12 protein-coding genes are annotated in these 15394 nt (G+C 46.3%); 11 read left to right on the forward strand and 1 reads right to left on the reverse strand.

Annotated features, from left to right (window positions below):
* The first annotated feature begins 210 nt into the window (after positions 1-210).
* The 10 genes from AACT21_RS15260 (at position 211) to AACT21_RS15305 (ending at position 12369) form a co-directional block, all read left to right on the forward strand.
* Positions 211-1908, forward strand: a complete 1698-nt coding sequence (locus AACT21_RS15260) for an RluA family pseudouridine synthase (RefSeq protein WP_094164370.1) — start codon at positions 211-213, stop codon at positions 1906-1908.
* Positions 1909-2001: 93 nt separating this feature from the next.
* Positions 2002-3447, forward strand: coding sequence for an ATP-binding protein (locus AACT21_RS15265; RefSeq protein ID WP_094164371.1), 1446 nt, complete (start codon positions 2002-2004; stop codon positions 3445-3447).
* Positions 3444-4097, forward strand: coding sequence for a response regulator transcription factor (locus tag AACT21_RS15270; protein ID WP_013868288.1), 654 nt, complete (start codon positions 3444-3446; stop codon positions 4095-4097). Before AACT21_RS15265 ends, AACT21_RS15270 begins: the two co-directional genes overlap by 4 nt.
* On the forward strand, positions 4090-4917 hold the full coding sequence (locus AACT21_RS15275; protein ID WP_094164372.1) for a DUF2861 family protein: 828 nt from the start codon (positions 4090-4092) through the stop codon (positions 4915-4917). The genes AACT21_RS15270 and AACT21_RS15275 overlap by 8 nt, the downstream gene beginning before the upstream one ends.
* A gap of 75 nt (positions 4918-4992) precedes the next feature.
* Positions 4993-7290: a glycoside hydrolase gene (locus AACT21_RS15280; RefSeq protein ID WP_094164373.1), complete on the forward strand. Its 2298-nt coding sequence runs from the start codon at positions 4993-4995 to the stop codon at positions 7288-7290.
* 154 nt (positions 7291-7444) lie between these two features.
* Positions 7445-8041 carry a TetR/AcrR family transcriptional regulator gene (locus tag AACT21_RS15285; RefSeq protein WP_038169460.1) on the forward strand — a complete coding sequence of 199 codons (597 nt, stop codon included), beginning with the start codon at positions 7445-7447 and terminating at the stop codon, positions 8039-8041.
* An 83-nt stretch (positions 8042-8124) separates the two neighbouring features.
* A complete protein-coding gene (locus tag AACT21_RS15290) occupies positions 8125-9156 on the forward strand; it encodes an NADP-dependent oxidoreductase (protein WP_017043592.1) in 1032 nt (343 codons plus the stop codon).
* Between the two features lie 13 nt (positions 9157-9169).
* Positions 9170-9784 (forward strand): glutathione S-transferase family protein, encoded by a 615-nt coding sequence (locus tag AACT21_RS15295; RefSeq protein WP_010319179.1) that lies wholly within the window; start codon positions 9170-9172, stop codon positions 9782-9784.
* A 145-nt stretch (positions 9785-9929) separates the two neighbouring features.
* Positions 9930-11483, forward strand: a complete 1554-nt coding sequence (locus AACT21_RS15300) for a YjjI family glycine radical enzyme (protein WP_094164374.1) — start codon at positions 9930-9932, stop codon at positions 11481-11483.
* A 4-nt stretch (positions 11484-11487) separates the two neighbouring features.
* Complete coding sequence (locus AACT21_RS15305; RefSeq protein ID WP_094164375.1) at positions 11488-12369, forward strand: YjjW family glycine radical enzyme activase; 882 nt, start codon at positions 11488-11490, stop codon at positions 12367-12369.
* A 251-nt stretch (positions 12370-12620) separates the two neighbouring features.
* Here the strand turns inward: AACT21_RS15305 and AACT21_RS15310 are convergent, their stop codons facing one another.
* The gene (locus AACT21_RS15310) at positions 12621-14357 is read right to left on the reverse strand and encodes a SulP family inorganic anion transporter (protein ID WP_050934249.1); all 1737 of its coding nucleotides are present in this window, start codon (positions 14355-14357) and stop codon (positions 12621-12623) included.
* 218 nt (positions 14358-14575) lie between these two features.
* Here AACT21_RS15310 and AACT21_RS15315 point away from each other — a divergent pair, with 218 nt between their 5' ends.
* The gene (locus AACT21_RS15315; protein WP_017044984.1) at positions 14576-15232 is read left to right on the forward strand and encodes an HAD family hydrolase; all 657 of its coding nucleotides are present in this window, start codon (positions 14576-14578) and stop codon (positions 15230-15232) included.
* Positions 15233-15394: the final 162 nt, after the last annotated feature.

Raw genomic sequence — 15394 nt, forward strand, 5'->3', positions numbered from 1 at the left:
TCTATATGTTTTAAATAAACGCATAGCATCAGGTTAAATCGACACTGTTAACTTATTTCTTTGGGATTCACTAAGCTATATTAATGATATTAATAAGCTAGTTACATTAATTAATCGTATCATCACGCCGTTCAACCAGAAACTGGCATTTCTAGGTCAAATCAGTACAATTCTGCGTTCTCCACCACCATCCACTGCGAGCCAGAGAAAATGCCAACACCAGCGCCCTGTTTTACTGCCTTTAAAAAACCTATTGAAGGCTACTCTCTGCCTGAGCGCTTTACTTTCCCATTTTGTTACGAGCCGCATCCGCTTTGCGAATTAGCGGCAAGCCAGCTGCAACAACACCTGCTGAACCAGCAGAATTGGCAACATAATTTTGGGCTCGATAATCACGGCGTGCTAAACCAGCATCCGGAAGCTATCGGGAAAATGTTTGGTGTTTTAGTGGTGCGTAAACAAAGTGGAGAGCTAGGGTACCTGTCTGCATTCTCGGGGAAGTTAGCTGAGCAAAACCTGCTGCCGCATTTTGTGCCGCCTATATTTGACATGCTCACTAACGATGGTTTTTTCTTGGAAGGCAGCGTGCCGATCAATCAAATTAATCAGCAAGTTGAACAATTGGAGTGCGATCCACAGCGTGCGCTACTTCAGCAGCAATGGACCACGGCCCAACAGCAGGCGCAAGATGAATTAGAAGCGCATCGCCAACTGATGATTCAAGGTCGTGAACAGCGTAAACAGCAACGCATCCTTGCCGAACAATCAAATGATGCCCAACAATTGCGTGAAACCTTAGATTGTCTCGCCAAACAAAGTGTGGCTGAAAAAACGTTCCTCAAGCAATTAAAACGAAAATGGGACGTCAACCTCAACGAACTACAAGCGCAAATAGACGCATTTCAAGAACAGATTGATGCGTTAAAAGAGCAGCGTAAAAATCTCTCTAATGCGTTGCAGCAACGACTTTTTTCTCACTATCGATTTCTCAATCAATACGGCACTGAAAAATCTCTGGGGGAGATTTTCCGTCTTACGGCTAACCCTGTTCCACCAGCAGGATCTGGAGAATGCGCCGCACCAAAATTGCTGCACTACGCGTTTCAACATCAGATGACACCGATTTCACTCGCCGAATTCTGGTGGGGAGCGTCACCAAAATCTGAAATTCGTCAACACAAGAAATTCTATCCTGCTTGTCAAAACAAGTGCCAACCGATTTTGGCTCACATGCTTGATGGGCTGAAGCTCGATGATAACCCGCTATTGCATAACCCAGCGCAAGGCAAAGAGATCGACATCATCTACCAGGATGAAGCGATTGTTGTCGTCAACAAACCTGCCGAGTTTCTATCCGTTCCCGGAGTCAACATTCAGGACTCTGTTTATACTCGTCTGCAACAAACGTTTAGCTCAGATGAAGGGCTTTTTGTGATCCACCGCCTTGATATGTCTACTTCAGGTTTATTGGTGTTTGCTCTCACCCGCCGAGCCAATAAAAGTCTGCAGAAGCAATTTATTACTCGCGGCGTTGAAAAACGCTACCTTGCCTTACTCGCTGGTGAATTACAGCAATCGCATGGTGACATTCGCTTACCGCTGCGGGGCGATTTAGATGACAGGCCGCGTCAATTGGTCTGTTTTGAACATGGCAAACCCGCTGACACTCACTGGCAATTAATTGAATGCCGGGATGGATTCAGTAAAGTCTACCTCTACCCCAAAACAGGACGAACCCACCAATTGCGCGTGCATTGCGCTCATGTGGAAGGACTCAACCTGCCCATCGTTGGCGACGATCTTTATGGCACGAAAGGAGCGCGTTTACATCTACATGCTGAGTCGCTGAGCTTTGATCATCCTTATACCAAGCAAAGGATGACATTCACGGTGGATGCCGAGTTTTGATCGACATTCCGCTTTAGTGACATTGAGGTGACAAATCCTGACTTAGCACAGCTATAATTTCGCGAATGCGAACCTTTTTCTAAGTGCTTAACGTTGAGAACACGGCTGCTGTACCTTTTGATCACACTCACCGCAGTGCTAGGGCAATCAAACCTAGCACACGGGCAAGAGCAAACGCTGCAAGATCGTTGGCAGCATTTTCTACGCCAAGCCGAATCGCTATCGGCTGCGCGAGCCTTGCCATTGCAAAGCATTAACTCATACCCTGTCGATCTTCTGCTCAGCGCCAGCGCCTATCCTGATTTTTCCCGTTATTCATGGCAAACCATAACTGAGCTCAAAGCGATAGCCTCACAGTGCGCACTGTCGCCCGGTTTATCAAAAACCTTGGCATCACGCCCTGAATTGCAAAAAGCAGCGTCGTTTGAACTCGCTTTATGCCAAGGCGATGAATTGCCCATCCGTTGGTTTAAGACTGCTCCGTTTCTGCATCCTGCAGGCGGGAGCTACGCAGAGCGATACTTAGCTTTTTCTACTCATAACATAACGGCCGAGCAAAACGCCGAGCTACAGCCCTACACGACTCTCTCTAACCCTCAGCATCCGCTGTACACCTTTTTTACCGATTTAGAAACGGCAGGGCGAGATGCCTTGGTCAGCGGTTATCGCGCTTATATTGACCGTCAACAACGGCTATGGATCAGTGGCGATTTCGGTATTCGCGTACTGAGCGCATTGCAATGGAAAAAAGTCGCGCTCGATCAGCAATTGGTATTGTCGGCCATCACAGCGGCTACTCAAAGTTGCCAATTACGCTACAGTAATCTGTGTGTCTCTAGCCAAGAAAAACCCAATATCTCACTGTGGTTATCAGTCATATTACTGCTGTTGCTCGCAGCAACGCTGAGTAGGACGCTCTGGTTACGCCGCCAACAAGCCAAAGAAAAACGCTTTATCTTACAGTTGCTGACGCATGAACTACGTACCCCTATCACCAGTCTTGGCTTGACCGTTGAGCAGTTTCGCCAGCAATTTGATACTCTGCCAGAGCTGGCCCAAGATACATTCGGCCGCTTACTGGCCGATCACCAACGTTTAGCTCAGCTTGCTCAGACCAGTAAAGGATTTTTGAGTAGCGATCCAAATGAGCCGTTTCAATGTCAAACCGCTTATCTCTCAGATTGGTTAGATCACTGCGTAGCGAAACACGAACTCAGCTATGAACTGACACAAGATATCGAGCTCACACTACCGTATTACTGGCTTGGGATTTGTTTGGATAACTTGATCCGTAATGCCAAGCAACATGGTCAAGGGACAATCTCAATAACGGCCAGCGTGACTGACACTCAACTGCGGCTTTGCGTTAGCGATGAAGGCGCGTTTCCCTCTCGTCTAAAACGGCTATTTTCCCGTTCTCGCACGGCTTCCAATATGGGGATTGGGCTCCGTCTTGTGAGCCATTTGATGCTTAAAATGGGCGGCAAACTGACTTGTAAAGCCCACCCCACTCGCTGCCAATTGGAATTACCATTATGAACACACTGTTATTGGTCGAAGATGATCCCCTACTAGGGCAAGGTTTGCATGATTACTTGCTACAGCAAGGTTTTGATTGTTTGTGGGTACAGCAGCTCTCACAAGTCAAAAAAGCATGGTTTCGCGCCGATTTGGTGATTTTAGATAGACAACTGGCTCAAGGAGACAGCTTGGATCATCTACCTCAATGGCTAATGGCCAAAGCCGTGCCAGTGATCATCCTGACGGCCAAAATCGAGGTTGAGCAAAAAATAGCAGGTCTGATGGCGGGGGCGAAAGACTACGTCACTAAACCATTTTCGCAACAAGAATTACTGGCGCGAATTCAAGCGCAACTGCGACCATTAGGAGAAAGCTTGCTTTCCTACGCTGACATTGCCATTGATCTCTCAAAGCGCAGCGTTACCTTAGGTGAGCAGTTGATGACGCTAAAACCGAAACAGTTTCAGCTATTACTGTTGCTGGTTCAAAACCAAGGACGTGTTTTTCACCGTGATGAACTACTCAATAAAGTGTGGGGCTACCAAGCCTTTCCCTCAACTCGGACCGTCGATAATCATGTTTTACAGCTAAGGCAGCAGTTACCCTCACTCAATATCGAAACCGTTCGTGGCGTTGGGTACCGTTTAGTCGAGGTGTCCAATGCGTAACCTTTGGCTGTTTGTACTGTTCGTCGTTAGTCCAAGCCACGCCGTGAGTGATGATTGGTTTATGGCCACACCACTGCAATCAACCTATCGCGCTTTAGCGAACCATCAGCCACAGCTTGCCTGGCAAGAGTTGATCCTCGCACTCAATAACCAAACCATTGCCACGCAACACTGGGCAAGCGTCAAGCATGCCATTATTGAACAAACCCAATGTGGCCAACAGCTCTTAAGCGATGTGGTACCAAATGCGGCGCTGATCAAAGTCTCGATACAAAAAAAAACCAACGTGATGCAGCAAGGTTACCAGTTCAAATTATCAATGGAAGGAGCAGAGCTGCCTAGTCAGGTTGAACTTCTTGGCCCTGACAATGGCTTGCTCATCTCACAGAGCCAAGTAACGTCATCAGCCCCTTATATAGAATTAGAAAGCCCAGAACTGCTCTTTGCTCCGCAAGATGGCGTTTATCGACTGACACTCGACAAACAACACTATTGGTTAGTTCTTACCATGCCTTTTGGCTCCACATGGTTGCAATCCGCCTCTCCCAACGGTGGCTACCCACTAACACTTGAGTCCCCCACAGCATTGACAAACTGCCCCCCAACAAGCCTTGCTTGGCAATGGTTTGACGACCAATTTCAGTTAATCAAGCAGCAAGATATGGTAGCAATAAGTAATACTCAGCAATTATTGAATAAACCAAGCTCATCCCCCAGCTCGGCTAAATGGCTCAGTACTCTGATCAAAACTGTCGAGTATCAAGGAGCAATCAAAGTGGAATATGTACAACGTTTGACTCTGCCAAAGCAGGCTCAATGAAGACATCAGGGTGACAATTGATTTGTCGATTTCTTATGTAATCAACACACCGAGACACACTGGAAATGACAAACCATGTATAAACCACTTTGTTCTTTATTGATCACTTGTACGCCACTTTTGGCGTTGGCTAGCCAATCACAACCGGCGTCAATTACACTGCATAATCAAAACCAAACCGTGCAAATAGAGCCACAAAATTTTGCTATTGATTGGCAGCAAAATGCCCAGCTAACCATTAACCAAGGCCAGCTAACTGTTAACGGCCAGCCACAGCAAGTCAGCCAACTGCAACAAGATAATCAACATCACGCCTCTTGGCTGCTTGTTCCTAGCCAGTTAAAGGTTGAGGCCAATTTACAACAAACATTGAAGCTGTCGATTACCGCAAGCGCCGAGAGTAAGATCTCTCGTGCTAAACCGTTAACCGTGCAGTGGTTTGAACTGCCTGAGCAGCAAAGCAAAACGCTCATTCTTCCTTTTAGTGAAGGAATGCGGATTCCAACTGATAACCCACAGTGGGTGAACTACCTCATAGCGGAACGCTCTGCCAGCAATACCACGCAAGATCTCAAAATGCCATTTTGGAGTGTAGAAGCTGGCAATGAGCAGTATGTGAGCTACCAACTCAATACCGCCACCAACAACAAACTCAATTTTAGCGCCAAGCAAAACAAGCTGGACATGCAAGCCACGCACGCTTTCACTCTGCTCAACAAAGATGAGCCTTTTGAGGTGGAAATCTCCCTTGGCAACTCACCACTAGATGGTGCCAAACGCTACCGTCAGTGGCGAAAAGAGAATGGGCTATCACAAACGCTCGAACAAAAAGCGCAGCAAAACCCAGCCATAAAACAGCTTATCGGCGCAAGTCATGTCTACTTGTTTGGCCAAGACTTAGTGTCCAAACAAGATGTGACGGATTTCTGGGCACTTAAAGAATGGTATTTTAAGCAGCCCCAGTGGGTAGCATCAAACGAAGCGCTCAAAGAGCTTAAGCCACTCGTTAAAGGAAAAGATTTTTTCAACAACTACAATAAGCGGTTGTTGATTGACGAAGTGAACCGCTCGCTCAATGCTTGGATAAAAGAGCAGCCTTCAACCCAAGAAGCAGGGATAGCTAGCCAATACCAAGCCGCTCAGGCACGAAAAGCATGGCTCGCAGAGCAGAAACTACCGTTTCTACGTGATGCCAGCACTTGGGGACAGGGGCTATCGACATCCATGATTGACGCACTCAGCTCAGCTGGTTTGCAGCACCTCTGGCTAGGTTTGGATAATTGGATGCCCGCCTTTTACCAGCCACAAGTGGTTGATCAAGCGAAACAGGCTGGCTACTTAGTTGGGGTGTACGACTCCTACAATACCGCCATTGCAAAAGGCATCAACGATGGTTGGCTTACCGCGCAGCTACCGGATGCAATGCGCAAGCAATGTGCGATAGAAAACGCCGACGGCAAAAAACAAACAGGGTTTCGTGGCAACGGCTTTTATCTCAACCCTGCCTGCCAATTGGGCTTTGTGCAGCAACGCATTGAAGCAATTTTAAAATATGGCCGCTTTAACAGCCTGTTTCTTGATGTGGATGGGACCGGAATGGCCCGTGAAGATTACTCATACCAAGAGGGCCAAGGAATGAAAGAAAGCGCGATGCTGGAGGCATTTAATCAACGCATGCGCTGGATAGCCAATGAACAGAATGTGGTTCTCGGCTCTGAAGATGGTAACAGCCTGACGACACAAGGGCTCTCTTTTGCTCATGGTTTAGAAACGGTAGGATTTGGCTGGACAGATCCTGATATGAAAACTAACCGCCAATCGCCTTACTTTCTTGGAGCATGGTTTCCAACAACGAGCCCAGATTTTTTCTTTAAACCCACACAAGTCAAAGAGCCGTACAAAACACTGTTATTTGCACCGCAATACCGTATTCCTCTCTATCAAACCGTGTTCCATGATGAGGTGATCAACAGTCACCACTGGCACAACGACAGCGTGAAGTTTTCCAACGTGCAAGCGGAGCGAGATTTAATCGCCATGCTGTATAACACCCCAGCGATGATTCACCTTAGCCGTGATGAAGCGACGCCTAACAGCGCACGAGTTAACGCATTACGCCGTTATCAGCAAGGGTTTGCACCAATCCATGAAGTCGTGTGGAACCAACCTTTAGTCGATTTTAAATGGCTTGATGAACAAGGGATGGTACAACAAACAACCTTTGGTGATGGCAGTAAAATTACCGCCAATTTCTCTACGCAACCATATAAAAAAGAGGATAAGGAAATAGTTCCAGCCTTGAGTATTCAAGCTGAGCTCAGCAATGGGCAAAACCTCATTTGGGCATCGGATACGCTAAAGACAGAAAAATAGTCTCATCTCTCACTCATTAAAAGATAAATAATAGTGCGACACTTCAAGGAGGAAGTGTCCATTTCTATCATTCAGCAACCATAGCCAGTAGCACAAATACAATATGAACAAACAAAACTAGACGACTGGTCTAATTTAAATTATAGTGCCGTCCATGAATACAAAAACCCATGATACTCGCCAACACATCCTTGAGGTCGGTTACCAACTTGTCGTAACCAAAGGCTTCACCAGCGTAGGCTTGTCTGAATTATTAAAAACCGCTGATGTGCCTAAAGGCTCTTTCTATCACTACTTTAAGTCAAAAGAGCAATTTGGCGAGGCACTGATTACGGACTATTTTCAGCACTATTTAGTACGGATTAATGCCCTTTTTAACCAAGAAGAAGGAAACGCCTATCAACACTTGATGCATTATTGGCAATGTTGGTATGAGCAGAGCAATGGCTTATGTAACGCACAGCGCTGCTTGGTGGTGAAATTAAGCGCTGAAGTTTCAGACTTGTCTGATGCGATGCGTATTGCTTTACTTAAAGGTGCAGATAGCATTATTGAGGCGGTCGGAAAATGTATCCAGCAAGGGATCGACGACGGCTCCATTCACGTACAACACAGCCAGCAAACCGCAGAATTGCTTTATAACCTTTGGCTCGGCGCAAGTTTGCTCAGTAAACTGCGTCAAGATAACCAAGGGCTTGCACAAGCGCTTACGAGCACCGAACACATTTTGCAAGGCCAGTGCCCTAGTTAAGATTCACCCGCTATTTCGATAGCGGTTTTTTTGAAACCTAAACTAGACGACTGGTCTAATTTAAAATAATAAAGGACTCTCCAATGACAGAACAAACTAACCGCCGCATTGTACTCGCTTCACGCCCTGTCGGTGCACCAACGCCTGCTAACTTTCGCTTAGAACATGCGCCTAAACCAACACCTGCCGCTGGTGAAGTGTTGCTGCGTAGTGTTTATCTTTCACTTGACCCCTACATGCGCGGCCGCATGAGTGACGCTAAATCGTACGCCGATCCTGTCGCGATTGATGATGTCATGGTAGGCGGGAGCGTGTGTCAAGTGGAAGTATCAAACCACCCAAAATTTGAGCAAGGTGAGTGGGTACTCGCTTATACCGGATGGCAGGATTACGCTATTTCTAACGGCGAAGGTTTACTTAAACTCGGTAAAAATCCAACCTCACCCTCATACGCACTAGGCATCATGGGAATGCCCGGTTTTACCGCTTATATGGGTTTGCTAGACATTGGCCAGCCGAAGCAAGGTGAAACTGTGGTAGTCGCAGCAGCCACTGGCCCCGTAGGGGCAACGGTTGGTCAAATTGCTAAAATCAAAGGCTGCCATGTGGTGGGCATTGCTGGCGGTGAGGAAAAATGTCGTTACGCTAAAGAAGTATTAGGTTTTGATGAATGTATTGATCACAAAGCTGACGATTTTGCAGAGCAATTGGCTAAAACATGTGCTCAAGGGATTGACGTTTACTACGAAAATGTCGGTGGCAAAGTATTTGATGCGGTTTTACCTCTGCTTAACACAGCAGCGCGAGTTCCGCTGTGTGGTTTGATTTCTCAATACAATGCAACGTCGCTGCCTGAAGGACCTGATCGTCTCTCTATGCTGATGGGCACCTTGCTTACCAAACGAATCCGCATGCAAGGTTTCATTATTTTTGATGACTACGGCCATCGCTATAACGAATTTGCTACTGATATGACTCAATGGCTAAGCGAAGGGAAAGTGAAATACCGCGAGCAACTGATTGACGGTTTAGAAAACGCACCACAAGCCTTTATTGGTCTATTGGAAGGCAAAAACTTTGGCAAACTGGTTATCCAAATCAACCAACCACTTTAATAAGGACCACATAATGATCAAACTTCACCATCTAAATAAATCACGCTCTAAGCGCATAATCTGGTTACTTGAAGAATTAGGGGTTGAGTATCAAGTGGTTCCATATCAACGTGATAGCGTGACCTTTCTGGCACCGCCCGAGCTAAAAAGCGTGCATCCGTTAGGTAAGTCACCTGTGATTGAAGACAATGGCTTGGTGATTGCTGAATCTGGCGCCATTACCGATTACTTGATAGAAAAATACGGCCAACACTTTGCGCCTCAGCGTGGCAGCGTGGAATATGTGCAATATCAGCAATGGCTCCACTTTGCGGAAAGCTCTGCCATATTGCCGCTGCTATTAAAGATGTTTGTTGCCAAAGATGGCTGCCAAACCAATTTCCTTGGTGGCTATGCAGAAAGCGAAACGGCCAAAGTGATGAGTTATTTTGATCAGTGTTTAGCGGGTAAACGCTACTTAGTGGCCGACCAACTCACTGGCGCTGATTTCATGATGTCATTCATTGCTGAAATATTGCTGACCAACGGAGCGATTACTCACTTCCCGAATATTGAACGTTACTTAGAGCAGCTCGCCACTCACCCTGCTTATCTAAAATCGAACCAAATCGAAGCGCAATACGCCTAACCTTAGGTTCCTGATGACGCCACTTCGACGATAACGAAGTGGCGTTTTTATTTCCATTATGGAAATGACTACTTGATGTATTATCAATAGTGAAAAGTAACCAAGCACATTAGGATTAAACCACAATAATATAAGGGTTTAATTCATGAGCCATTCACTCGATACACAGCAACGCTTCCAAGCCATCGTCACTGACGCACACCTCTCGCCTAAACAAAAGTCACACTTCCTTGCGCTAGAGGCCGAAGCAAGCTTGCCCTATCTGAAACTCTCTCCTGAGTTGGCTCGAGCAATGGAACAAGGCATTATCTGCGATATGTTTGAAGGCCATGCCCCTTTTAAACCACGTTACGTGTTGCCTGACTACGCAAAATTTTTAGCACAAGGCAGTGAGTATTTAGAGCTTTCGCCTGCCAGTAATTTTGATGAAGCACTCAATATGCTGACCATTTTGTACCATCACGTGCCTTCAGTGACCTCTATTCCTGTCTATTTGGGGCAATTAGATAGCGTGTTGTTGCCCTATGTGGGCGAGCTGAGCGAAGCGTCGATTTATCAAAAATTGAAGCTGTTTTGGATCATGCTTGATCGTACTCTGCCCGATGCTTTCATGCACGCCAACATCGGCCCGAGCGACAATATTATTTGTCGTACTATTTTACATATCGATGCTGAACTGAAACAGATCGCTCCCAACCTTACCTTCATGTATGACCCTTCCATCACTCCTGACGATTTACTGCGCCAAGCGACCGATAATATCTGTCAATGCAGTAAACCACACATCGCCAACTATCCGATTCATACCACCGCCTATGGCGAGCAAGGTTTTGGTATTGTCAGTTGCTACAACTCGCTTCCTTTAGCGGGAGGCTGCAATACTTTAGTCAGAATGAATTTAAAAGAGGCCGCGAAAAAAGCCAGTGACCGCCAAACATTTTTAGATCAGATTCTACCCACTTACAGCCAATATATGATTGAGCTGATGGATGTTCGAGCTGCTCATCTGCACCAACAATCTCATTTTTTTGAAGGTTTTCTGACTCAAGAAGGGTTGATTGAAGAATCTCGTTTCGCACCGATGTTTGGCATTTATGGCATGGCTGAAGCCGTTAATCTATTACTGGAAAAGGAGCAGAGTAACGCTCGTTATGGCCATGATGATATCGCCAACCAATTAGGCATCGCCATTTCCGCCAAGCTGGCCGACATTGTACAAAACTCACCAGTCAAATATGGCTTCAACGGCCGTGCTTTACTGCACGCACAAGGTGGTATTAGCCTTGATCTTGATGTCACTCCGGGCGTGCGCATCCCTTATGGTACCGAACCCAACCCGATTGAATATGTGCAAGCAACGGCTGGACATCATCAATATTACACCTCTGGTATCAGCGATATTCTAACTCTGGATGAAACCATAAAGGTCAACCCAGAAGCGATGTTCAACCTATGTAAAGGAGCCCTCCACTCGGGCTATCGCGAATTTACGGCCAACGTGGCTTCGAACGATTTAGTTCGCATTACGGGTTACATGGTGAAACTGTCTGAAATAGCGCAATTTGAGCAGCGCGGATCACGCACCAACACCACATTTCTTGGGGCAGAAGCGGCCAAAAACACGGCCGTGCTCAAGCGAAAAGCACGCGTGGTTAGCCATGAAATGCAACCGGCTTATCAACCAAACTCTGTCAGCTAAACTAATGGTGAGTAAAAAACAGCCGCTCCGAGCAAAAGTCAGCCGAGTGCTGACTTTCTCCTGCGTTGATGGCCCGGGCAACCGACTGGTCATTTTTATGCAAGGTTGCAACTTCAATTGCTTGTCTTGCCATAACCCACATACGATTCGTCACTGTCACCATTGCGGTGATTGTGTAACAACCTGCCCATCGCAAGCACTGCGCCTCAATGCTGACCAGCAAGTCGAATGGCTAGCGAATAAATGCACTCACTGCGATCGCTGTATTGAGCACTGCATGCACCAATCAAACCCCAAAATTCATCACTACAGTGTTGAACAACTCGTGGAACTTATTCGCCGAAATCATTATTTCTTAGCCGGTATTACCATTTCAGGAGGGGAAGCAACCCTACAACTTCCGTTTATCATCGCTCTTTTCAAAGCCATCAAACGTGATGAAGAATTGAAACATCTCAGCTGTTTTATTGATAGTAATGGCTCACTATCAGAATCGGGATGGGACAAAATATCGCCCTATGTGGATGGCGCAATGATCGATTTAAAAGCTTGGCAAGAGGAAACGCATCGGTGGCTAACCGGACGCAGTAACCATAGAGTGATACGCACTATTTTCCACCTCGCTACACTGAATAAACTGCACGAAGTGCGACTGCTGCATATACCGGACAAAAGTGATTTAGAGACTGAAATTACCGAAGTGGCGCATCTGATTAACCAGTTGCCTGCGAACGTCAGCATTCGGCTCAACGCCTTCCAACATCACGGTGTGGTCGGCAAGGCCTTAACTTGGCAACCATGCAGTGAAGGTGCAATGTTGCAGTTTCATCGAAAACTGGCCGCTCAAGTACAGCGAACTGTTTACCTGCCGACACGCTACACCTAGCGTCGAAAACCACCATATCCATAGGCTACCTATATTAGATTAATAACCCGTACCATTTTGCCTAATGCATAACGCTCACCTATGCTTATCCAAACAGGCACCAACCGTTTAGCAAAAGGCCGAGCACTCGCTCTCATCACATAAAAAGGAAAGCATCATGATTGAATGGGATTTCTTACATCTTTTCGATACTCAAGAGCTCTTTATCTTTTATTAACGAGAACCAATATTATTAACGAGCCAACCTCATTTTAAATAGCAGCCGCAATTTCACCTTCAATATCCTTTTGCGGCTCTTTTTGTACTGGTGGAACTTGCCCTTCTTCTACAGCGTGTTGGTAACATCCACTTAGCTTAATGGCTAAATACATGTCCGCACGAATCACCACGCCGCCATCACCCGTTGAAATTCCAGCGATCTCACACCATTTTCTCAAACTGCGTTTACGCCCCGCTAGCACTAAACGAATACCTCGTTTTTTCAGAATGCTTTGCACGTCCGATAACATCGCCATGACGCTTAAATCTAAATGGGTAAAACTCGACACCGCATCAATAATCACGCACCCCACACTCATGCCCGCCGATTCAGTGTGAAATAAAATACGACGTTTAAAGTAAGGCGCATTGAAATAAGTCAGCGGAGAGTTGAAACGATAAATCACCAAACCCGGTATTGGTTTCGCCTTCGCTGACGTATCAATCGTGCGAATCGTTCCTTTATCATCCAAACCCAATGTTTGATCACTTGGCCGCATCACGGTGCGTAAAAATTGGAACAGACCCAGTAATACCGCAAGAGTGATGCCGGGGATAACGCCAATAACCAATACAGCGATAAAGGTTAAGCTTGCCAAATAAAAGGCGTCTTTATCACGCTTGTGTAAACTCCAAATCCCTTTCAGATCCAACAACGAGATAGACGCGATAATCAACACAACTCCCAATGCAGCAATCGGAATGTATTGTAGTGGCTGATACGCCACAATCGCGACAAATCCAATCACAATCGCTGCAATAATCGAAACTAATTGCGATTTTCCACCATTAGCGTCATTCACCGCCGTACGTGAATCCGCCCCACTGATGGCAAAACCCTGTGAAAATGCAGAAGCAATATTAGCTAAGCCAAGCGCGCGAAACTCTTTGTCGGCGTCAATATCATAACCATTTTTTGCCGCAAAACTGCGCGCGGTGAGCATCATGCTGACAAAGCTCACCATCGCTAAGTTCAAAGCGGGCATGACTAATTCACGGCTCACCCCTAGATCAAATAGAGGGGTTTGGAATATTGGTAACCCACCTTGGATTAAACCAACGACTTTAACGCCAAGATGTTCAGCGCCAAAAAACCACACCCAAAATGCAGCAGCGATAATAGCCAACATCGCTGCTGGCCAATTGGGCCTGACACGCTTACACAGAAAATAAACCACCACTGTCAGCGCACTTATCAATAAGGTTTGCCAATGCAAATCAATCAGTAAGGATGGCGCTTCCACGATACGCTCTAGTAGATATTGCTGCTCATATTTCAGCCCAAACACTTTAGCAAATTGACCCACGATAATGGTCAGAGCAACACCGTTTAACAACCCAAGTAAAATAGGGCGAGAGAGAAAATCGGCTAAAATACCGAGTTTGAAACGACTGGCCAGCAAACACCATACACCAGTCATTGCCGTCATTGTCATGACCAACTGCCAGTGTTTGAGAGGATCGCCCATCGCCAGCGGTGTCACTACCGCCGCAATCACTGCGCAAGTTGCCGCGTCTGGGCCTAAGATCAACTGCCTAGACGTGCCAAAAATCGCGTAAACCAACATCGGCAATACGCAGGAATATAAGCCGACAATCGCGCTTACTCCAGTGAGCTGCGCGTACGCTATCGCGACAGGCAGTGCAACCGCAACCACAGAAAGCGCCGCACGTACGTCATCCATCAACCAGCGAGTTTCATAGTCTTTCAGTTGGTGTAAACCCGGCATCCACTGTTGTACAAATGCACTATTCAAATTGCTTCCCCCCCTCTTCTCGCAACAAGGTTTTCACATTAAGCATAACTCATTGCTAACAAACTAGCGCTTATAATTGGCTGATTTTATTGAAGTATGAGAAAAAGAAAAAGTGCAGGAAAAAGATCGCCTCCATAGGTCGACTTATGTGAAAATAGCCCACTCCATTTCACTCGCCTAAAGTTGTACTTATGAAATTTCAAGCTGCCATTTTTGATATGGATGGACTGTTACTCGACACGGAACGTGTCTGCCTTACAATATTCGAACAAGCTTGCCACGCAGTTGGCGTCCCATTTTTAAAAGAGGTTTATCTCTCGGCTATTGGTCGCAATGCGGCAGGCATTGAACAAGCACTGCGCGCAGGCTACGGGCCAGAATTAGACTATCCAGTATTGCATACGGAGTGGCGTAAACGTTACGATGCCGTGGTGAAACACCAGGCGATCCCAGTGAAAGAAGGGGTTATCGAGTTATTACAATGGTTAAAAGCCAATCGTGTTCCTACTGCCGTCGCAACATCAACCCAAAAAGACGTGGCACAAATTAAGCTGCGCCTTTCAGGCCTTGAGCAATACTTTGACTCGTTCACAACCGGTTGTGAAGTGACACATGGCAAACCCGATCCTGAGATTTATCTACTCGCTGCGCAACGTCTTGGCGCTGAACCGACCCAATGTTTAGCCTTTGAAGATTCTAATAACGGCGTGCGATCCGCCGTGAGTGCGAATATGATCACCTACCAAATTCCTGATCTCGTCGAACCCAGTGAAGAGGTTTTGGCCCTTGGACACCAAGTGGTCCCCTCACTACATCACGTTTTAACGGCCCTAAAAAACAGTAATTGATCGGTTTTTCATACGCCGCCTGTTTGATTTCGATTGCCATAACTAAACAGCGTGATATTGGTATTGCAATTACAGATAGCTAACAAGTAACAAGGGGGTATCATTGATACCCCCCTTCTTTAGTCAATAAGAAATATTCGTTAATATTTAGGTGGTGTACCT

It is taken from the genome of Vibrio sp. V08_P9A1T1 (assembly GCF_963874405.1).
GTDB lineage: Bacteria > Pseudomonadota > Gammaproteobacteria > Enterobacterales > Vibrionaceae > Vibrio > Vibrio anguillarum.